Source organism: Synechococcus sp. GEYO (genome assembly GCF_900473955.1).
Lineage (GTDB): Bacteria > Cyanobacteriota > Cyanobacteriia > PCC-6307 > Cyanobiaceae > Synechococcus_C.
Map to the genome: position 1 here is coordinate 82,149 of NZ_UCNL01000007.1, position 20,740 is coordinate 102,888.

General features: G+C 51.2%; 21 protein-coding genes. 11 read left to right on the forward strand and 10 right to left on the reverse strand.

All coding sequences use genetic code 11. From position 1 onward, the window contains the following. Positions 1-38: 38 nt before the first annotated feature. Complete coding sequence (gene pgk, locus DXY37_RS05455) at positions 39-1,244, forward strand: phosphoglycerate kinase (RefSeq protein ID WP_115125716.1); 1,206 nt, start codon at positions 39-41, stop codon at positions 1,242-1,244. A gap of 29 nt (positions 1,245-1,273) precedes the next feature. Here pgk and DXY37_RS05460 read toward each other — a convergent pair whose 3' ends face one another. Then, entirely contained in the window at positions 1,274-1,672 is a 399-nt protein-coding gene (locus tag DXY37_RS05460; protein ID WP_115125717.1) for a hypothetical protein, read from the reverse strand. 75 nt (positions 1,673-1,747) lie between these two features. On the opposite strand from DXY37_RS05460, the gene DXY37_RS05465 reads away from it, so the two are divergent. Then, positions 1,748-2,665, forward strand: coding sequence for an NAD(P)-dependent oxidoreductase (locus tag DXY37_RS05465; protein ID WP_115125718.1), 918 nt, complete (start codon positions 1,748-1,750; stop codon positions 2,663-2,665). Here DXY37_RS05465 and DXY37_RS05470 read toward each other — a convergent pair. Continuing rightward, the gene (locus DXY37_RS05470) at positions 2,655-3,404 is read right to left on the reverse strand and encodes a hypothetical protein (protein ID WP_115125719.1); all 750 of its coding nucleotides are present in this window, start codon (positions 3,402-3,404) and stop codon (positions 2,655-2,657) included. The two genes, DXY37_RS05465 and DXY37_RS05470, sit on opposite strands and share 11 nt — an antisense overlap. Positions 3,405-3,458: 54 nt before the next feature. Here DXY37_RS05470 and DXY37_RS05475 point away from each other — a divergent pair, with 54 nt between their 5' ends. Continuing rightward, positions 3,459-4,535 (forward strand): glycosyltransferase, encoded by a 1,077-nt coding sequence (locus tag DXY37_RS05475; RefSeq protein WP_115125720.1) that lies wholly within the window; start codon positions 3,459-3,461, stop codon positions 4,533-4,535. Positions 4,536-4,543: 8 nt separating this feature from the next. Here DXY37_RS05475 and DXY37_RS05480 read toward each other — a convergent pair whose 3' ends face one another. Then, positions 4,544-5,404 (reverse strand): histidinol-phosphate transaminase, encoded by an 861-nt coding sequence (locus DXY37_RS05480; RefSeq protein ID WP_371637897.1) that lies wholly within the window; start codon positions 5,402-5,404, stop codon positions 4,544-4,546. A 286-nt stretch (positions 5,405-5,690) separates the two neighbouring features. Between DXY37_RS05480 and DXY37_RS05485 the strand changes: the two genes are divergently transcribed. From DXY37_RS05485 to DXY37_RS05505, 5 genes are read left to right on the forward strand one after another with little or no spacing between them, the layout of a single operon-like run. Then, complete coding sequence (locus tag DXY37_RS05485) at positions 5,691-6,236, forward strand: prepilin-type N-terminal cleavage/methylation domain-containing protein (protein ID WP_115125722.1); 546 nt, start codon at positions 5,691-5,693, stop codon at positions 6,234-6,236. Positions 6,237-6,257: 21 nt separating this feature from the next. Further along, on the forward strand, positions 6,258-7,520 hold the full coding sequence (locus DXY37_RS05490) for a type II secretion system protein (RefSeq protein WP_115125723.1): 1,263 nt from the start codon (positions 6,258-6,260) through the stop codon (positions 7,518-7,520). Positions 7,521-7,533: 13 nt separating this feature from the next. Beyond that, entirely contained in the window at positions 7,534-9,171 is a 1,638-nt protein-coding gene (locus DXY37_RS05495; RefSeq protein WP_115125724.1) for a GspE/PulE family protein, read from the forward strand. A 20-nt stretch (positions 9,172-9,191) separates the two neighbouring features. Then, a complete protein-coding gene (locus DXY37_RS05500; protein ID WP_115125986.1) occupies positions 9,192-10,244 on the forward strand; it encodes a type IV pilus twitching motility protein PilT in 1,053 nt (350 codons plus the stop codon). A 3-nt stretch (positions 10,245-10,247) separates the two neighbouring features. Next, the gene (locus tag DXY37_RS05505) at positions 10,248-11,420 is read left to right on the forward strand and encodes a type II secretion system F family protein (RefSeq protein ID WP_115125725.1); all 1,173 of its coding nucleotides are present in this window, start codon (positions 10,248-10,250) and stop codon (positions 11,418-11,420) included. Positions 11,421-11,429: 9 nt separating this feature from the next. Here DXY37_RS05505 and pilM read toward each other — a convergent pair whose 3' ends face one another. Genes pilM through DXY37_RS05535 form a run of 6 tightly spaced genes read right to left on the reverse strand, consistent with a single transcriptional unit; the run spans position 11,430 to position 16,236 of the window. Next, complete coding sequence (gene pilM / locus DXY37_RS05510) at positions 11,430-13,382, reverse strand: pilus assembly protein PilM (RefSeq protein WP_115125726.1); 1,953 nt, start codon at positions 13,380-13,382, stop codon at positions 11,430-11,432. Positions 13,383-13,385: 3 nt separating this feature from the next. After that, the gene (locus DXY37_RS05515; RefSeq protein ID WP_115125727.1) at positions 13,386-13,970 is read right to left on the reverse strand and encodes a hypothetical protein; all 585 of its coding nucleotides are present in this window, start codon (positions 13,968-13,970) and stop codon (positions 13,386-13,388) included. A 35-nt stretch (positions 13,971-14,005) separates the two neighbouring features. Next, positions 14,006-14,254: a hypothetical protein gene (locus DXY37_RS05520; RefSeq protein ID WP_115125728.1), complete on the reverse strand. Its 249-nt coding sequence runs from the start codon at positions 14,252-14,254 to the stop codon at positions 14,006-14,008. A gap of 18 nt (positions 14,255-14,272) precedes the next feature. Then, on the reverse strand, positions 14,273-14,812 hold the full coding sequence (locus DXY37_RS05525; protein WP_115125729.1) for a hypothetical protein: 540 nt from the start codon (positions 14,810-14,812) through the stop codon (positions 14,273-14,275). Positions 14,813-14,830: 18 nt separating this feature from the next. After that, the gene (locus tag DXY37_RS05530) at positions 14,831-15,550 is read right to left on the reverse strand and encodes a hypothetical protein (protein WP_115125730.1); all 720 of its coding nucleotides are present in this window, start codon (positions 15,548-15,550) and stop codon (positions 14,831-14,833) included. Next, positions 15,547-16,236, reverse strand: a complete 690-nt coding sequence (locus tag DXY37_RS05535; RefSeq protein ID WP_170951796.1) for a PilN domain-containing protein — start codon at positions 16,234-16,236, stop codon at positions 15,547-15,549. The genes DXY37_RS05530 and DXY37_RS05535 overlap by 4 nt, the downstream gene beginning before the upstream one ends. 166 nt (positions 16,237-16,402) lie before the next feature. Here DXY37_RS05535 and DXY37_RS13735 point away from each other — a divergent pair, with 166 nt between their 5' ends. From DXY37_RS13735 to DXY37_RS05550, 3 genes are all read left to right on the forward strand, one after another. Further along, entirely contained in the window at positions 16,403-16,600 is a 198-nt protein-coding gene (locus tag DXY37_RS13735; RefSeq protein WP_371637965.1) for a thioredoxin domain-containing protein, read from the forward strand. Positions 16,601-16,622: 22 nt separating this feature from the next. Next, a complete protein-coding gene (locus DXY37_RS13740; RefSeq protein ID WP_170951797.1) occupies positions 16,623-17,063 on the forward strand; it encodes a thioredoxin domain-containing protein in 441 nt (146 codons plus the stop codon). Positions 17,064-17,486: 423 nt separating this feature from the next. Then, on the forward strand, positions 17,487-18,290 hold the full coding sequence (locus DXY37_RS05550; RefSeq protein WP_115125987.1) for a pentapeptide repeat-containing protein: 804 nt from the start codon (positions 17,487-17,489) through the stop codon (positions 18,288-18,290). A gap of 1 nt (position 18,291) precedes the next feature. On the opposite strand, the gene DXY37_RS05555 is transcribed toward DXY37_RS05550, so the two are convergent. After that, entirely contained in the window at positions 18,292-20,688 is a 2,397-nt protein-coding gene (locus DXY37_RS05555) for a type II secretion system protein GspD (RefSeq protein ID WP_371637901.1), read from the reverse strand. Between the last annotated feature and the right edge of the window lie 52 nt (positions 20,689-20,740).

Below are 20,740 nucleotides of genomic sequence, written 5' to 3' on the forward strand. Positions count from 1 at the left end.
AATCTCACCCCGTTTTCTTACCGCACCACACAACCCTCATGGCGAAGCGTTCCCTGGCCAGCCTCTCCGGCGCCGACCTCAGCGGAAAACGTGTTCTCGTGCGGGTCGATTTCAACGTACCCCTGAACGATGCCGGTGTGATCACCGATGACACACGCATCCGTGCCGCACTGCCCACCATTAAGGACCTTATCGACAAGGGCGCCAAGGTGATCCTGTCCGCCCACTTCGGACGGCCCAAGGGTCAGGTGAATGACGCCATGCGTCTCACACCCGTTGCTGCCCGTCTGAGCGAACTTCTCGGCAAGCCTGTCTCCAAGACCGACAGCTGCATCGGACCGGACGCCGAAGCCAAGGTGAACGCCATGGCTGACGGCGACGTGGTTCTGCTGGAGAACGTGCGTTTCTTCGCGGAAGAAGAGAAGAACGAAGCTAATTTCGCCGAAAAGCTGGCCGGACTGGCCGAGGTGTACGTGAACGACGCCTTCGGCGCCGCCCACCGTGCACATGCTTCCACCGAAGGCGTGACCAAGTTCCTGAAGCCCTCCGTGGCGGGCTTCCTGATGGAGAAGGAACTTCAGTACTTGCAGGGTGCTGTTGACGACCCCAAGCGCCCTCTCGCCGCCATCGTGGGTGGCTCCAAGGTGAGCTCCAAGATCGGCGTGCTCGAAGCCCTGATCGACAAGTGCGACAAGGTGCTGATCGGCGGAGGCATGATCTTCACCTTCTACAAGGCGCGCGGTCTGTCAGTGGGCAAGAGCCTGGTGGAAGAAGACAAGCTCGAACTCGCCAAGGAGCTCGAGGCCAAAGCAAAGGCCAAGGGTGTGCAGCTGCTTCTGCCCACCGATGTTGTGCTGGCCGACAACTTCGCTCCCGACGCCAACAGTCAGATCGCTGACATCAACGCCATCCCCGATGGCTGGATGGGGCTGGATATCGGCCCTGACTCCATCAAGGTGTTCCAAGACGCACTCGCAGACTGCAAGACAGTGATCTGGAATGGCCCCATGGGCGTGTTCGAGTTCGACAAGTTCGCAGCCGGCACCAACGCCATCGCCACCACGCTGGCTGAACTCAGCGGCAAAGGCTGCTGCACGATCATCGGCGGCGGTGATTCGGTTGCAGCAGTGGAGAAGGCGGGTCTGGCCGAGAAGATGTCGCACATCTCCACCGGCGGAGGCGCCAGCCTGGAACTGCTGGAAGGCAAGGTGCTGCCGGGCGTTTCCGCCCTCGACGCCGCCTGATTCACAAGTGCCAGACCAAGGGAGGAGCCTCAGCCCCTCCTCCCTCGGCCTTGCCAGCGAAAATCGGGCATAAGCGTAAGCCCCAAGCGGCGACGCTCGGCATTCACGACCTCACGCCCCTGCTTCATCAGACGCCGGCGAGCTTGCCTTTGTTGCTTCATGCAGTCCTGACCGGCCTGTGAAGTCTGAGCCCTTTCAAGGCAGCTCTGGCCAGACTTGAGCAGCGCAAGCTGTTGGTCGTAGCTGCGAAGCCCCCAGTTGCGGCGGACCTGGAACAGTTGCTGCCTCTGACTTTGTTTGAGCTGTGATTCCGGCATCCGCCGGCCTGGAGCCGCTTCCGCGATTCCGCCTGACTGCTGCAGAGCAGCAGCTGTGAGGGCAAAGCAGGGAATCAGGAGTGCTTGTCGCCAGCGGTTGGTGAACGCCATGAAGACCGTCAACAGTGAACGGACTCAGGTTGCTGCGAGTGCTGGGCCAGGATCTGACTCAAATGGCCTGCAACCATGACCGGATGTGATCTCACGCCCAAGAGCCGACTGGCCTTCATCGGCCTGGGAGCCCTGGGATTACCGATGGCGGTGAACCTTCAAGCCGCCGGTTATCCACTGCAGGTTCACACCCGCAGTCGTGTGGCGGAAACTGATCCCGGCTTGTCCGGAGCCTTGCCCGCAGCAAGCCCAGCAGCAGCAGTGAGTGGCTGTTCTGCATTGCTGCTCTGCGTCAGCGACGATGCTGCTGTGGAGTCAGTGCTCTGGGGTGAACATGGTGCAGGGCCCGCCCTTGAACAGGGCAGCTTCGTGATCGACTGCTCCACCGTCAGCCCATCCACCGCCAAAGACATGGCTGAACGTCTCGCCAAACGAGACATTGCCTACATCGATGCTCCCGTCACCGGCGGCACGGAAGGCGCAAAGGCCGGCACACTGACCGTGCTCTGTGGTGGAGAGACTGCCGCAGTGAACAAGGCGCGAAAGCTGCTGGAGGTGATCGGAAGCTCAATCCACCATTTCGGCGACGTGGGCAGCGGACAGCAGGTCAAAGCGATCAACCAAGTGCTGGTGGCTGGCAGTTACGCCGCAGTAGCGGAAGCCATCACCCTCGGACAGCACTTGCAGCTGCCGATGCAGCAAGTGGTGAATGCACTGCGGCAGGGTGCTGCTGGATCCTGGGCACTGGAGCATCGCTCCCAGGCAATGCTCAACGACGACTACCCGCTCGGCTTCAAGCTGGCACTGCATCACAAGGATCTCGGCATTGCACTCGACGCAGCGCTTCAAACGGGCCTGAAGCTGCCGATCACCGAGGCTGTGCATGATCAGGAGCAGGCCCTGATGGACGCAGGACTCGGGAATGCGGATGTGTCAGCACTGCGCCGAAGTCTTCCTGCGAACCCCTACCGAGTTCAGCAGCTCAAGGATTGAGCTTGCTCTTGTCGTCGACGACCTGCACACGTTTGCTCACCGTGATCACCCCGTCGGGGTGCACCAGCAGGGCTGCCCAGGTCTGAATACCAGGCTGAAAGGGAGCCTGAACCGACTTGAACAAGCCGCCACCACCGAGCGGTTCGAGCTGAACATCGGGGCTCTCCTGCACAAGAACCTGCTGGGCAGTCACCGGGGTGAGACCTCCGGCCAGCATGGCCTTGCCCAGGGGGTGATCCACCACCACATCCACGTCGTAACGACTGCCGGTGAGCACCGTGTCGGGAATCAGCAATGAGATCGGCAGGGGCTTTTTGGAACTGGTGAGCACCGACTGATCACTGAGCACCTCTTGAGCAGTAATCAGGCCTGCTTCTGTGGAAAAAGCCAGGCGCTGATTGGCTTTAAAGGAATAGCTGAGCCCATCCTGCTGGCGGGTGCCGCTCACAGCCAGCTGCACCGTCGGGCGACCATCATCGAGAGCCTGACCTGGCCTCACGGCCCAGCGGGTTTCAGGAAAACGCATGCTGAAGCGACGAAAGCGCTCGATCAGGGTCGATGCCTGATCCGGTGCCATCAACGCGGACAGGGCCTGCACGCGATCCTCTGCATTGAGGGCCAGTTGCAAACGGGCGCTCAGATCAACAGCATCGCCGCTGGCCGCCAGTGCCGGCATCGTGCTGATCACCGCCGCGCTCGAAAGCACAGTCGCCAGAGAGGCTCGCAAGAGCGAAACCATGAATCAGCCTCAGCAGTCGATCTAAGTTAGGCCGCGTTTTCGTAGTCCGCTCCCATGCCCCGGCTTCTCATCGCCGCTAGTGGCACCGGTGGCCATCTGTTCCCAGCGCTGTCGGTGGCGGAGGCGCTGCCGGTCGGCTGGAGCGTGCGCTGGCTGGGCGTTCCGGACCGCCTGGAAACCGAGCTGGTTCCTGAGCAATACGGTCTGGTGACCGTGAAAGCAGGTGGCCTTCAGGGCCGAGGGCTGCGCAAGCTCATCCAGCTGCTGCGTCTGCTGGCCGCCAGCCGTGATGTGCGCCGGCTGATCCGCCGGGAGAGGGTCGATGCGGTGTTCACCACCGGGGGATACATCGCCGCACCGGCCATTCTCGGAGCTCGCTGGTGCGGAGTTCCTGTTGTGCTGCACGAATCCAATGCCATCCCCGGTCGGGTCACCCGGCTGCTGGGCCGCTTCTGCACCCGCGTGGCCGTGGGCCTGGATGCAGCGGTCAGCCGCATTCCGGGTTGCACAGCGGTGGTCACCGGCACACCGGTGAGGGATGCGTTTCTGAAACCTCAGCCGCTGCCGAACTGGGTCCCGAAAGGTGAGGGACCCTTGCTTGTGGTGATGGGCGGCAGCCAGGGAGCTCTTGGCCTCAACCGCATGGTGCGGGTGCTGCTGCCGGAGCTGCTTAGTAAAGGCTGCCGGGTGGTGCACCTGACCGGCAGCAACGACCCTGATGTGAACAGCATCGAGCACGCCGCCCTTGTGGAGCGGCCCTTCAGCGACGACATTCCCGGATTTCTGCAACACGCGGATCTGGCGATCAGCAGAGCGGGGGCAGGCAGCCTCAGCGAACTGGCGGTGAGTGCCACACCTGCGGTGCTCGTGCCGTTCCCGCAGGCCGCGGATCAGCATCAGGATGCCAATGCCGCCTGTGCCGCAGCACTGGGTGCCGCTGTGATCGTGCACCAGCACGAACCAAACCATCCCACCCTGCGGGACACGCTCTGGCGTCTGCTCGGCCCCAGGCTTGGCGGCAAAGAAGCCGATAGAAACCCACTGCCGGCGATGAAGCAGGCCATGCAACAGCTGGCAGCCCGCAACGCCGACCACAAACTCGCCAAGCTGCTGCAGGACTTGATGCCTTGATCCAGGTGTCAGCGCAGTTCCTGCTTCAGCGCTCTGAGAATGCGCCGGTTGCCGCGGCGATCCTGCAAACCAATGCGGAGCCATTTCTCGCCAAGACCCTCAAACGAACGGCAGTCACGCAAAAGCACGCCGTGAGCACGCTCCAGCCGCTCGCGCAGATCCACCAGGCTCTGATCTCCTTTGATCAAACAGAAATTGACCGCCGATGGCATCGGCGTGATCCCTGGCAGCGCCAACAAGCGCTGCCGCAACCAGGTGCCTTCGCGATCAACCCAACGGTGCACACGGCTGCACCAGCGCTGGTAACGCTCTGGGCTGCTGAGAAGCTGATCAGCAGCCGCCAACGCCAGACCATTCACAGGCCAGGGATCCCGCCAAGCAGACCAGCGAGCCAGCCGGTCGGGATGGGCGATTGCATACCCCAGACGAAGACCTGCGATCGCATAAAGCTTGGTAAGACTGCGCACGACAACCAAATTGGGGTGTGCCTCCACGAGCGGAATTAACGACTGCACCTCTCCACCAGGCACGAGCGAAAGGAAAGCCTCATCACAGATCACCAGCTCAAATCGGTCCAGGAAAGGTTCAAGCGACTCGCGACTCCAAAGCTGCCCTGTGGGGTTATGGGGGTTACAGATCCAGAGGACAGAACTGTTTGGTGGGACTGGAAAAGGCTGTGGAAACACACCATCCCAATCGAGACTCAAAGGGAAAAGATTCAGCGAAGACAGCCAACAGGCCAGCGCTCGCTGGTAGTCGGCAAAACAAGGCATTGCAGCAACGCTGAAGCCGAGAGTGGAAGCATCACGAGCAGCCCACGTAAAAAGCTCCGCTGCGCCGTTACCCGGCAAAACAAACTGTGCACCCACCTGATGGATCGCGCCAAGAGCCTGTCGAAGGCTGCAGTGAGATCGATCAGGATAATCACGCGCACACCGTTGAAGACTGCGCCACAAAAGTGGTGGCTTGAACGGCACCAGCGACGCACTGACATCTAAAAGTTGAGATGGAGGAACGCCTAACCGCTCAGCGATTCGACAAACCTCGCCACCATGCACTGATTGCATTAGTCAAGCAGCATCAGGAGAAAAGCCAGGTTGACTGCTTGACATCGGGGCATGAGCTCAGAATGATGATGAAAACACCAAATCCATCATGAGCCTCCTCCAGGCCTACCTGCTCAATCCCCGCACTCAACGCGCACTGAACCGCAGACCCGGCGAGAAGGGCTTCTCCTTGATCGAGCTAGTAGTTGTCATCGCCGTGCTGGCGGTACTAACCGCGATCGCACTGCCCAACTTTCTAGGAGTGAGCGATGACGCTGCTGCCAGAGCCGCGCAACAAGGTGCCATTACTGCATTCAAGGAGTGCCAAGTATTTAAAGCTCGTGGTCAAAATGTAGTGGCCTCTACATTTCAATTGCCTTCGATCAACGACTTCACAATAGGAGCTAACGATGCTTCGGTTGGCCTTGGAGCTGGAGCAGCAATCGGAACTGGCGGCCAAGCAGCAGCTAGCCTTGCATGTTTCACAGCAGCTGGTGCGATTAGGGAAATATTTGCTGCTCCAACTGATGGAAATAAATTTCCAGTTTTCAAAGTTTCAATAGATGGAATTAGGACTTGCGCTCGCGGAACGCTTGGAGCAGGAAATGCAAACACTTACGACATTGGGTGCGATGCTAATAACAATTGGCAATAAGCAATAGGCAATATTTAGGCAATGAAAAACAATTTTGAGTTCAATAATAAAGGTTTCACCCTCATTGAGCTCATTGTTGTGTTAGCAGGGCTTGGCATTCTGTCAAGCCTAACAATTAACAATGTCGGAAGACTTTTAGACTTCAACAATGTCGACGAAGCAAAAGCATTACTGAATTCCACTGCATCTGATTGCCTCCAGAAGATACGACTAAACGATCAAACAGCAAAAGACACAATTAATCCAGATATCATTTCCGATAAAAGACTCAAATCACTTAACTACATAATAAATCCAGACGCCAACAAATGCTCTTACTTTGAATTAACACCGACAAACAGCAATGATGAAATCCGCTACCCAATTGGATTCGCCATCGTTGATGGGAAGCTCACAAAAATAGGAAGCCCGACTTCAAGCGATCAGGCCAGCATCAACTCTTGCGAAAACTGGGCTGGCGAAAATTGTAAGCAAGATGAGCAGCTCAAGGCCCTCGTCGCTTACAACAAAGAAATTCAAGCCGCAAAGCTGACATGCGATACGAACTACAGCGATTGGCTGAAATCAGACGGTAATGGAGCGGTGAATCGCTGGAACTCAGCCGCTACAAAAGACTGCGCCTCAAGACCACCAATCGTCAAAAGCCCAACCTGCACGCCGAATGGCTGCAACAGCAGAGTCTTTGCACTTGACGGCACCGTCGTAGGCACCACTAAAGAAGATTACGACAAAGCACTAGAAGCGAAATACGGAAGAATTTGCCGCGAGAATGTTCAAAAACTCAGGGACCAAACACCACCATTCACGAATCCGCAGGAAGAACCAGTCACGTTCACAGAATGCGGACCACAAGAATTCTGGTTCCACAAAGGAACACAAACCGCAGACCTGACCGAATGGCGTGGCCTAATGTGCACTGACGAGATCAATAAAAATATCAACAAAGTGCTCATCACCACGCTGCCTTACTGCGGGAGTAAAAACTACTATTTCTGCAATAGCAAGGATCAACTCTCACAGGATAAGTGGGACAACTGCGTTGCAAACAATGCAGAAGCAAAATGCTTGGCAGACAGAGAGAAAGCAAGACAAAATAACTTTGAAGGCAAACGCGATGGAGTGGCAGGGCCTGGACGGTGCGGAGAAACAGTATGGATGTGCAATCAAAAAATATTAACCAGTGAAGAAAACTATAAAACAACAAGCTGCGGACAGTGTGCACAAAGAAGTCCTACATACTGCGCACAAAATAATTATGAGGGCTATTGGTGCGAATGCGTATGAATAAGAAAAAAATATGTTAGCGGGACAAAGAAGAAAACTAGTTGATCAGATCTTCTCTCTGCAATGGTGCCGGGAAAACTTGGTTGTACCGCTAGAAACGCTTCCAAGCCTGCCGCCAAATCGAACCAGGCTGACGGTTGCCATTGGCAACTTCAGCTATTTAGTAACAATAGGCGAATTCATCAAAAACCGTGTTTCAGAAAATGGTTTCGAATGTCAGTTTGTTGAAAAACCAGCAGATGAAATCCAGGCAATTCTCGACGAAGCAGCCAAAGAACGCTTAATCAGCGGTGAAAGCATTGGGGTCACTGATTTCAGTGATGACGAGATTCTAGACGCACTCAAAGAAGCCGATGAAGAAAATCGTAATAACTTTGACTTTGACTTTGATGACAGCGAAGAAGAAATCATTGAAGAGCAAGCAGAAGATCTGTCAGTGGAAATGCTCGGGAGCAAAATTCAACGAGCAGCAGCCAAAATCCTCATCCATTCATGCCGTTCGGGAGTCTCAGATATACACGTTGAACCACGGCAGGACGATTACAACATTCGTGTCAGACGCGACGGTGTGATGCAGCCCTACGTGAAGATCCCTAGATCTGCGGGCAGGAAGCTCACAGCATGCTTCAAAAACATGGCAAAGATGGACATTGCCGAACGACGTCAATCTCAGGACGGAAAAATCAAACGTCGTTTTGAAGGCCAAGTCATGGAATTCCGCTGTGCCACAGCGCCAGGCAAGTATGGAGAAAAGATGGTGATGAGAATCCTCAACAGCAACAGCGATATGTTGAGCCTTGATATTCTAATTTCCAACGAACAAGTACGTGAACAATTCCGCTCCATCATCAACGAACCCAACGGAATCATCATTGTCTCGGGGCCAACAGGCTCGGGAAAATCCACTACTCTTGCGTCTGCGCTAAGAGAGAAAGACAGCGGAGAACTCAACATCATGACCGCGGAGGATCCAATTGAATATGACCTGAGCGGTAATATTCAACAGTTCCCGGTAATTAGGGCAAAAGGCCAAACATTTGCCAACCTGTTGCGCACGTTCCTACGTCAGGATCCCGATGTAATCCTGATTGGCGAAACCCGAGATCCAGAAACAGCAGAATCATCTATGGATGCTGCAGAAACGGGACACCTTGTTTTTACAACTCTCCACGCCAATAGCGCGTCAAGTTCTCTGACACGCCTGATGGATATGGAGGTTCCCAGTTACAAGCTCAACGCCTCACTACGCGGTGTACTCGCACAACGCTTGTTGCGAAAAGTATGCCCTGAATGCAGCACAGAACGACCCGTCAATGAAAGGGAGTCTGACTTCACAGGCATACCTATAGGCACGCCCATACGCGTAGCAACAACGCTGAAAGCCGAAGACAAAGAAGAACGTAAAAAAGAGGGAACTCTCTGCACACGATGTAGTGGGAGCGGCTATCAAGGACGCATTGGAACCTACGAGCTGATGAAAATCAATCGAGACATTCGAGAAGCCATTAAACAGCAGAAATCAACTCACGAAATCGAGGGCATTGCCACCGAGAATGGCATGATGACACTGAAGAACTACGGCGTTGACCTGATTAAAAAGCAACTGACCACCATTTCCGAATTGAAAAAGATCTGTAATACTGAGTTTTGATCGAGACTGAAGGGCACACCATGCAACTCGCTCGCAAAATTGTTCAGTTTGCCATCAAGGCAGACTCCTCTGATATTCACCTGGAAGAAGGATCCCCCATTGCAATCCGAGTTAATTCAGATATTCGCATCCTCGACAATGTGCTGAGCAAAGAGGCAATGGATGAGCTTCTGCTCGAGCTACTCGGAGACGAAAAACTAAACGCCTACAAACAGTCAGGTGACCTTGACACCTCAATCGGCCTTGAAGGACTCTCAAGAATTCGCATCAATGCTTACGTTGCCAATAACAAACGTTGTCTGACACTACGAATCCTTCCCGACAATCTACCGAAATGGGAAGTTCTTGGCCTTCCTCAACCACTGATCAATTTAACAGGTAAAAACAGAGGCTTAGTGCTCTGTACCGGTCCAACGGGATCTGGAAAATCGACGACATTAGCGGCATTTATCAACTGCATTCTTGAAACACAAAAACGTCATATTCTAACAATTGAAGACCCAATTGAATTTGAATTCACTCATTCCAAGCATTCAATCATTCATCAACGTGAGGTCAAAAGAGATACACAATCATTTGCCTCAGCTTTACGTGCGGCGTTGCGAGAAGACCCCGATGTCATCTACATCGGCGAAATGAGAGATCTGGAGACCATCCAACTTGCTATTACGGCTGCTGAGACAGGTCATCTGGTGCTTGGCACGCTTCACACCGCATCAGCGGCCAAGACTGTCGAACGAATTGTCGATGTCTTTCCTGGAGAACAACAAGAACAAGCAAGACTTCAGGTATCGACTTCACTGCTTGGAATCATGTCTCAGACTCTCTGTAAAAATACATCAGGGAAGCGTTCGCTAGCTTATGAATTGCTGATCAACACCCCTGCCATCGCCAATCTCATTCGAGAGCGCAAGGTCAGTCAGATTTACTCTCAGCTCCAAACAGGAAGCCGAGAAGGCATGAACACTTTGGAGCAATGCTTACAAAAACTAGTCGACAGTGAAACCATCACACAACAAGAAGCACTCAGTAAGGCGTCGAACCCTAAGGCACTATTGACATCAGAGAACTGATCGATGGCTTCATACGGAAATACGCCAACAGCAACAAATACTGAGCAATCAACACCAAGACAAGCACGTCAGAATGAAGCTGGAGGGTTTCTGTCAGAACTACTTGGCGGACAACCAGCACCAAAAAATCTCAAGGTTCCTCAAAAAGATCTACTGGTCTTCTTCAGACAATTAGCCGTCATTCTTCAAAGTGGTGTGTCACTCGCACAAGGGCTGATCCTGATTGCTGAGAATATGACCAACAAAAAGCTTGCCAATTGCGTTATGCGTATTGCAGCAAGACTCAGTGCTGGTGAAGAACTATCCTTATCCCTTCGACAATATCCAAAAGTCTTTGCACCGATCACAGTTGGATTGATCGAGGCCGGCGAAGCAGGTGGGATTCTGGATGAAGTTCTTGAAAGAATTGCACTACTGATGGAAGAACAAGCCAAAATACGCGGCCAAATCATTGGAGCATTAGTATATCCTGGCTTGGTCTTTCTTCTAGCGATATCTGTAAGCCTAGCTCTACTAATTTTTATTGTTCCAAGATTTGAAAGCATGTTTGAGGGCTTGGGTGCGGATTTACCAGCACTAACCTCATTCATGCTCACCCTGTCCCGGTTTGTGACATCGATGCAATTTGCGATCGGGGGACCACTCTTCATCATCGCACTGCTTTACGGATTTAGGAGTATCTATTCGAGCAAAGTGGGGCGATTACGTTTAGACACGTTGATTTTCAAAGTGCCCCTATTCGGTGATCTGATCCTGCGCTCAGAAATGGCAGCGATGTGCGATACGCTTGCAACACTAGTGAATTCAGGCATTCCGGTAGTAGACGGATTGGAAAGATGTGTCTCAGCCAGTTCCAACGAACGAATCAGAACCACAATTCGACGAGGTATTAATTTAGTCATTCAAGGCCAGGAACTGAATTACTCTCTTGACCAGAGCCAAGTCTTTCCAAAACTTGTGATTTCTATGATCAAAATTGGAGAAGAAACAGGCCAGCTGAGTTTCATGCTGGACAAACTAGCCATTTTTTACAAACGGGAAGTGGAATCAACAGTCAGCTCACTAACAAAAGCCATGGAGCCCGCAGTTGTCTTTGTTGTTGCAGCAATTGTCGGAACAATTGTGATATCACTCTATCTTCCAATGTTTGGCTTGATTCAGAATTTTGGCAAATAAATTAAAGAATTAATCATCGCTGCTAAATTTCAGATCGCCAAGCAATGAGTCGTCTGTACTTTCAATTGATTCTTTAACTTGCTCCGCTTCCTTAGCTTCAGTAATCGATGAATCTGCAGAAATAGCAAGCAACGAATCATCGTCTATATGGTTCTGACTACTTCCGGCCACTGCAATCGAAGGCCATTGAGAATCAACGGCATTATCAGAGAATTGGCGATCTTCGGGTTGCACAGCACTGGGAGTATCGATCAAATCCAGAGATGCCGACTCGACATCATCAAGATCAATGCGATCGCTGGATGTATTCAAGCGGATCTTGGTATCGGATTCGCTAGGCAATGGTGTCTGTTCCGAGAGATCTTGGGCCCCATCACGATCATCTTGACTCAAGCCGGTGGTGCTATTGATCGAGGGCCAGCTGGTTGTCGGATCCTCCTCCGAATCGACCCTTGTGAAATCCTCCAAGACTTCAGAGGCAGAATCATGAGCATGACTTGCCAAAGTATGCTCCTGCGGAAGGGTGGATACAGTTGCTCCTAAGGAAGGCGATTCAGCCTCATTCAAGAGGCCGGATAGCTGCACTTTACTATGCGCATCAATACGGCCACTTTCATCGGACAACTGATCCGCTGAGTTCTGTTGATCAGGCATCAACTGAGCACTCAGAGAGCCCAATCCTGATTGTTCATCTACCGTATTGCTGTTAGCGATGACTTCATGCTCTACAGACTCAGTATCAGAGATTGAAACAACATCAATAAGAGGAACCGATCGAGTAGATAAATCCTGATTAGATTGTCCTGGCAGATCGCTGGAGAGCAAATAATCTGAAGAAAGTAGACCCAGACCTAAACCTAACAAACGATTAAGACTCTTCTGAACCAGAATAGAGTCGAACTGTAATCCTTCGATGCCTGGAACAAGCATCGGTTCCACAGCATGAACAGAACAATCAAACTCTTCCTTTAATAAGGCAGGTAAAAAGGGGTGAGCACTATTGCGACCCATTAGCACAATATCCACAAGACGGAAACCAGACCAATCAGAAGAAAAGCGGTTCAAAGCATCCCTGATCTCAGAAAGTAGTAAACGGAGATCCAGTTCGCCGATGGCAATATAATTTTCCTGATTGATGCTGATCTGCTCAGCCAGAACACCTTCCTCAAGAGCAGATAGAGTCTGCTCATCAGTCAGAAATGGATCAGGAAACTCACGAATCGCTGCAAGTCGCTCAAAACATATTGGGCCAGATGCAGTAACTAAAGAGAAATGAGTGCATTGTGTTTTGAGCTCCAAAACCAATCTCACATCCTGCTGCTGCAGAGAAAAGAGATCCATTGCTATCAGCCTCAATTGACTGTTAGCTCCAACTTCCAAAGACTGTAGTTCAAGCTCAGCAAACTGCAGTGTTTCGACTAATCGATCAACGAGATTACTGGGAATTGCCGTCAACAAATATGTTTGCAATTCCTGATCATCGGAATGAAGAACAGGAAGTGATGTTGATTGCAGATCAAAATCAGCCTGACTTAAAGCGATCGGAATCTGAAGACGATTACCAGGATCAAGTAAATAATCACGAGCTTCATCCACAGCTAATCCAAGAGGCAAGTGAATCAAGCGCTGAAATGCAGTCTCAGTTGGCAAGACCACCGCACAACGATGCACAGAAATCTGTTTTTCACGGCATAGCTGCTTAATCAATCCACCCATCTTCGCAGGATCACTGGGAACGCCCCTTTCCAGTGCATCCTCAGGAAGATCAAACTTGGTTAGATGGTCAACCTGGAGACCACCGCCTGAAAAGCGTGCTTCTGCCAGACGCAAGGAAACTGAATCAAACTCCAACAACAACACTCGTTTTGACACCTGTCGGCGCATTCCTTGCAAACGCTCAGAAAGCTTGCGAAGGTCGATTCCAAAAAAAGACGTACCAACAAGTGAACTAGAGGAGGTCATTGCTCAACCAGCACAGTAGGGCCGGGGCCGACAAAACAACCGTCGTGTTGGAAGCGTGGCAGCATCGAGCTTTTGAGGCAAGGCTTGCAAGACATAAAGTCCTGCTTTTTTCTTGTTAGCTGGCCAAGCATTTGTTGCCAATTCCTTGATGGAAGCTTCAGCAAGGCTAGTCTGCCATAGACAAATACTATATCCAGCCGGAAAATCCGAAAATCGCAATGATGGACCTGACAAATTCCAAGCTGTGTTGAGGTCAAGAAGACCCTTTCGATCTAACGGCGATGTGCAAGCGACTGAAGGATTTTCACCAAGAGGGTAGGCAATACGCCGTTGATTACTTGCGCCTAGAAGCCTGCCTTTACTGATTCCAGGTTGAGCCAAAACTTCTACAATCTGATCGAACACAACCTGAATTTCCTGTAGCTCAATTAAGGCACCATTAGCTGATTGATCTTGAACTGGTTGTCCAACATCATTTCCTGACTCCACCTCGCCAAGGAATCGGGCTGTTAGCTCAAGAACAGACACAACCACGCTGGTAAAAAGTATCAACATCAGCATCGCAATGACCATTTCCAACAATGACATTCCACTGGATGACTTCGAGCTCGGCCTAATTCGCATCATTGCGGCAATTGGGAAGGTAACAGCGATAAATCATTTTCAAGAGTTTCTCGGTCCGCTGAGCCGAGGCTTGAGTCGTACCCAGCATCATTCAAGATTTCAAAATCATCAATAACAGACTGCTGATTGCCTTCAATAAAATAGGAGCCACCCGCTTTTTCAAACGCTGATTCAGACAGCTGAATTGCAGCGAGCAAAGCAGTGGTTGCGGTCACTGCAATTAACGCACCGAGCAAAGCATCAATCATTATTCCAACCCATTAGCATTACTCAAACGAACAGCGTGAACCGCTGCAAGAATAAATCTCATACGGAGCTACGGTGTCAATATAATTTGGCCTTACAAGAACTCTGTGATCAGATGAAATACTGGTCAAAGCACACGCTGCAGCAAAAAAACTGCTCTCAGATGCAGCCCCTAAAATAGGCAAATCTTTATACCCGTCCAAAAATAAATATCCCTGAGCGATATCTTCATTGGCCTCACAATGAGGACTCGTCAAAACAGATCTTTCACAGAGATTAGTATCGGAGTTGTCTTGGCCCAATTGTTTCACACGGCATTTTAGACAATTGCACAAGCGCTGGGACGATTGCTCACCCATTGCCAGCAAAACATCAGGGGAATTGAGAAGCACCAGAAATTCACGATCAGCATTTCTCTGGGGCAAGCCTTCCACCTCAAAGTAAGAGTCGACCGGTGGCAGTAATTGACCTTCCTGACCAGTGATCGAGAGACCAAACTCAAAGATCGCCATGATGCCCGCCATCATGGCGATGCCCAATCCTGCGTAGATGTAAGCCAAGGCAAGGGCCCCATCACATCATTGAATGTTAACTCCGTTCTTCGCGATATCTGCCTGGCGGCCATAGGCGCCAAGTGTGAGTGCGAGTTCCAGTGAAAACTTAGGCAATTGACCATCCTCGCTAGAACTGGAAGTCTGGACGAGAGAAAGATCACTGATCTCAACAAACACCTGAAGTTGTTCTAAAGCACGCATGAAAGCGAGAAGCTGTTTGAATGAGCCTGAAACTCCAAGCTGTGCTGAACGGCGCTCAAGCCCCTCACGCAACAATGGATCCGATGATGCCGTTCCTTCTCCACCGGCCGCAGGAGGAGCAGCTGCCCCATCACTCACTGGCAGAGCTGGAGGTTGATAGAGCTCAATGTCGCCTGGCTCCGCCCTCGTGATTTGGACGCCAATCTGATCAGCCAGATCATTGAGCTCAGCAAGAAAGGTGTCCAACTCACTCACACCTGCCACAAGATTCAGCAGATCACGCTGCTGAGCACGTCGTTGCTTCAGCTGAAGGTTGGACGCATTGAACTGAGATTGCACAAGAGGCAGTGCATCACGAAGAAGACTCAGATCGTCGACTTGCTGCCGCTTTTCTTTAACGCTCAAGGACAGCGGCGTCAGCACCAGCGAGGCAAGTGCTACAGAGGCCACAAGGCCAGCAACAACAGGCAACACCAACACCGCTCGTTCAGGAGTCAGCCAGCGCAATCGGCTCGAATCAGGGTTGGCCTGAAAGTTGGTCAAGGCATCACCCCGAGTTCACGCATTGCATCTAAACGCAACGCCATACCCTGAGCCCCCAAACCGGCAAGTCGTGGTTCAGTGGCCTGCGCGGCATCATCGGCAAAACGCGCTGTGATCTCGTAGGTAACTGACGTGTTCTCATCGTTCTGATCGAGAAGGCCCTGCACCAACCTCACAGAACCTGCATCTAAGAAGGAAGATTCCTGAAGCTTGAGTAAAAAGGCATTCAGGGCCTTGAAACCAGACGCCGCCACTGCCTCTCCACGCAGAGTCAGGGAGGCACCATTCACAACTACCGAATCCAGTTTCAGCTGCCTGGGAATCACGCGGCGCAGCTCCGTCAGAACCGCAGAACTCGAGCGAACGTCAGCAAGCGCCTTAGCAACATCGGTGTTTTGTGTCGACACCTCTTGGATTTGAGCCTGAACAGCCTCGAGAGAACTGGTGAGCAAGCGATGCTGCTCTGCTACGGGTTGAAGTTCCTTGATATTGCTCGCGAGTAAACGATCTCGAATTAGCAACCAAGTAGCAATCAGCAACAGCAGCAAGGGCAAAACCGCGCCCAGCACAGCTCCACGTCGGAGAAGGCTGCCAGTGGGAACAACTTGCTGCCGAACCTGCCCATAATCCTTACGACGCTGACGCAGCAGATCGAGCTCTAGCCAAGCACCTGCCCCCTCTCTCACAGATTTAACTGGCAATCGCCACTATTTAAGCGCCATCTGACCATGGCGAACAGTAGGAGAAAAAGCCTTGAAAGTCCCAGTGCCGATCAAAGCAATCTTTAAAGCTCAATGGCTGCGACATTTGGGCTTAATTGCACCGGGATCAGCCCTGGGAGCAGGAATGACAATGACTGTCCGACAACATCCGCAGCAAGAGCCGCCGCCCCGGAATCGACTGAAAATACCAAAAGAGATTGCATTTGATCTTCTACTTAAACAAGAGCCCATTCTTGGATCGGAGACTGCTCCTCTCACGATCGTAGAATTCAGTGATTACCAATGCCCCTATTGCAGGATCTTCCAGAACACAATTTTCCTAATCTAAAAAAGTCTTTATCGACAAAGTTTTGATACGATTAGCTCATAAAGACCTCCCCTTACCCTTCCATAAGCAGGCGGAAATGAGCGCAATTGTCGCTCGCTGTGCGAAACGACAAAATACCTTCTGGGTGGTTCATCAGGCCCTGTATGACTACCAGAATTGCCTGAAATGCAAAGGCCCACGAGCAATCGCCATCTCTGCAGGCCTAAATGACCGAGAGCTTGACCGCTGCCTCCGTTACCCCAAAATTCCCGAACTGATTCGAACCAACAAATCAGAACCTGGCTTAGAGAACATCACAGCCACACCAACCGTTGTGATCGGACCAACCGTCGCAGTGAACCGACATCGAGGATTTCTTTTGGAAGGCGGTTTACCTTGGCCACAATTCTGTCGCATCATTGATTCTGAGTTGCTCAACATCCAGACAAACAAACACAATGAGCAAAGACATCCTGCTGAATGACCGTCTCTAGTTTGAGAAGCATCCATCAGCAGTCGTGCGGTTTCGCCGACAGCGCGATGACGAATTCTCAGCAGTGAGAAACCATGGCGGGGAGCCCCACATGTTCCGGCCAAGCTTCATCGCGCAACTGATGAGACATTGACCTGGGTTGTAGTTGTGGATGTCTTTCAACTACAACAAGATTGAAAAGCTGGTCTGACATGGAAGGGCTTGAGACTACGAATGCGCACCATTCCACTGCGCATCACCTAGCAACGGGCACAGGCCCGCAAGGAGCTGATGCATTCAGTGGCCGAAGAACTACTAGAGCAGACTCTGATGACAGACGCTCTGCATAGTGAATGAGATGTCGCCTGATCTGGTTAGACAGGCATCGACAGCAACCCGGAAGATCGATACAAATCAGACACCATGGGCTTGGACATGACTAAAAGCAAATTGGCCATCTTGCTGCTGCTGATCAGCGGCAATCTCATCGCCACGCCTCTACAAGCGAACGAAGCACTCTTTCGCTTACTTCAGGAGCGCAGTTGCAACGGCTGCAAACTTGCAGACACAGATCTTGTTCATGCCGATCTTCGTGATGCAGACCTGAACAAGGCTCAGCTGCAGAGAGCAAACCTCAGTCGGGCCAACATGGACGGAGCAAATCTAAGTGGAGCGGATCTGAGCTTCACCAGCCTTAAAGGAGCATCTCTGCGTGGCGCCAATCTAAAGGGAGCGAAACTTTACGGAACAGATTTTCGCGAAAGTGATCTCACAGGTGCACAACTTGATATCAATGCCCTGGAGGAAGCTCACTGGAGAGGTGCTAAGGGCATTACTTCCCAAGTGCAAAGCCATGCGGCATTACACAACGCAGGAGTCAGCGCAGCAAAAGGAGAAAGCTGGAGACAAGCGGAAGATTTGTTCAGCAAAGCGATTAAAAAAAAGCCAGACATTGCTGAGAGCTGGGTTGCTAGGGCAATCACCAGAGAAAAGTTGGGGAAACGGAAACTAGCCATCAAAGATTTCAACTATGCCAGCGAACTTTTTGAAGCTCAAGGAATGATTTTACCCGCCCAACAGCTAGAGGCAGCAGCGATCGCCCTACAAGACAAAGAAAATAAGAATGAAACTGGTAATGGTGCAGGATCAGCTTTACTTAGCGGACTAATTTCAACATCAAAAGCACTTATCCCAATAGCGATGAAATTGTTTATGCCAGCCTTAGGCCTGAGTTTTTAAATTAACTTCCACGCATTAACTGACGCGTTTCTCGAGTAGATGGCCTGTAACCATATCCGTAAGAACCGCCATCTTCATCATCAATGATCATAGGTGTCACCAATATCACAAGTTCATTTTTTGTTCGACTCGACCCGCTGCGACGGAATAACTGACCAATAAAAGGCAAATCACCAAGAATTGGCCACTTTGTCACCTGCTCTTTATCTTGATCCTGAATAACACCCGTCAGCACAAGCGTTTGCCGATCACGCAACCGTATTGAACCTGAAGAAAGAGAGCGACCAGAAATATTATAAATATCGACACCGTTGCTTTGTCCAGCAGGAATTGGAACAGAAATCTCAGGATCAAGATTCAATGAAACGAATCCATTATCATCGATTTTATTGACTTTAATCTTCAAATTAAGCCCTGCATTTTGACGCGTGTATTCAAACTGCGTCGAACCGTTACTGGTATCAGTCGTCGACACCGAAGTAATCACACTTGTACCAGTTTCAACTTTTGCCTCTTGACCCTCCTGAACCAAAAGTGTGGGCTGAGCCAAGGTCTTTGTACTCGAGCTTTGGATAACAGCTTCTAAATAACCAAAGAATGAATTATTTGGATAAGAGAATTGCTTCGGATCTTTACCAGGTACATACACAACCTGCCCATTCTTGTCATATCGAGGAACTAATGTTTGAGAGGCAGCCGGATCGGTAGAGGGAACGTAAATAGGCTGACCATTACTGTCATAACGTGGCACCAATTTTGAGGCCACAGTTGGATCAGTTGTAGGTATATAAACAGGCTGACCATTGCTATCGTAGGACGGAACTAAAGCAGGGGCTGCAGCTGGATCAGTGGAAGCCACATAAACGGGTCGCCCTTCTGAGTCAACTTTTGGAATTAATTGCTGCGAACCATCTATACCTGCCACCTGTTCTTGAGCTTCCACAAATGGCGGACTAAAGACTTTATTTTTTGCCACAACAGCGCCTACAACATCATTCCCTGCTACGACAGGATCCACAACTCGCTGTGATGCAAATGCGGGGACACCAGCATTATAATTACCTGGCTCGGCGTAAGGGGTTCCATTCCCCAACGTCCCAGTTCCTTGACTATTTCCAGGCCGATACTGACCAAAATTAATAAATGCTTTTCCACTTTCACTGACAAGGAAAGTATTACCAATTTTCGCAGAAAAGCTCGAATCGATTGTCTTATCGTTGAGCAGATCAATATTCAGAATCTGCACCTTCACGGCGACCTGCCTTTGACGCAGATCAATTTGCTTCAGATAACCTTCTGCAACATTGACCAGTCGAGAGTCACCCACAAGAGTGATGGTCTGAAGGCGAGAATCCGTGGTTCCGTTAAGCCCTCGAAGCGGGCCAGAAGAAGCTCCATAGGATTCCACTTGCGTAAGAGATGATTGTTCTTGAGTCAATTTATTATTAATAGCGGTTCCTCCTGACTGCGTGGGCTCGCCACTAGTAATACTAATCAGGTTAATCTTACTTATTCTGGCGCCAAGGCTTGCCAAATAGTCTGCTGCAGAAGCAGCACTGGCCTGATTTAAGCGATAAACCTTTGACATCTGAGGTCCAAAAGTTTTATCTGAAACTGATAAGCCAACCATCAGGGTACGGCCTTCAAGTTTAGCTTGAAGGCCTGAAGCCATTAACAAAGAATTCAGGGCTCGTTGATAAGTTTCCTCACTAAACGTCATCGTCACCAATCGTGGATCATCGCCTGATTCACCCCCATTACTATTGGAATCATTCAGATAAACAAACCCATAGCCACCTAGTTTTGCAATGGAAAGAATCGCGTCCTTTGCCGAAGCGTTTTTGAGGGAAAGCGTGACCGCAGGGCCGCTCACATTTACGTAACTGCGGTTCTGCAACACCATCGTGCCCACAGCCATATCACCGAGCGGTGGCGCCACAGCCCTGGGGCGCAGAGGAGGCGCATAACGGGTCTGAGAAACTGCTCCAGGCATCGTGAGGTCCAACTCGCCCGTCTGAACACTTGGTGCTGAAACCAGACCAGAGAACCTCAAGATCAGACTTCGTCCATCTGCACTCACTAAAGGCTCTTGGAGAATCTGACCTTCTTCAGGGATTACTCGAAGGACGAAATCATTACCAGACCCGCTAATAGCAACACGCCGCAAACCTGCGGTGGAATCGGACAATTGCTGAAGGCCATCATGCAGACCTCGAACTCCCTGGGTCTGCAACCGCCCTTCCCATACCTGCCCATTGAGCCGTTGCTGCAACACCGGTTGCTCGCCCACACCATCAACCACCACCTCCACACCGTTCTGGCTGCGCCGGATACGAAGAGATATATCGCCCTGAGCATGAGCCGCTCGAGAGACTGATCTGACGGCGAAATCGAGCAATCCCGCCTCCGCAGTGGTGAGTCCAGCGACGAGTAACAGTGCTGTAAGTCGG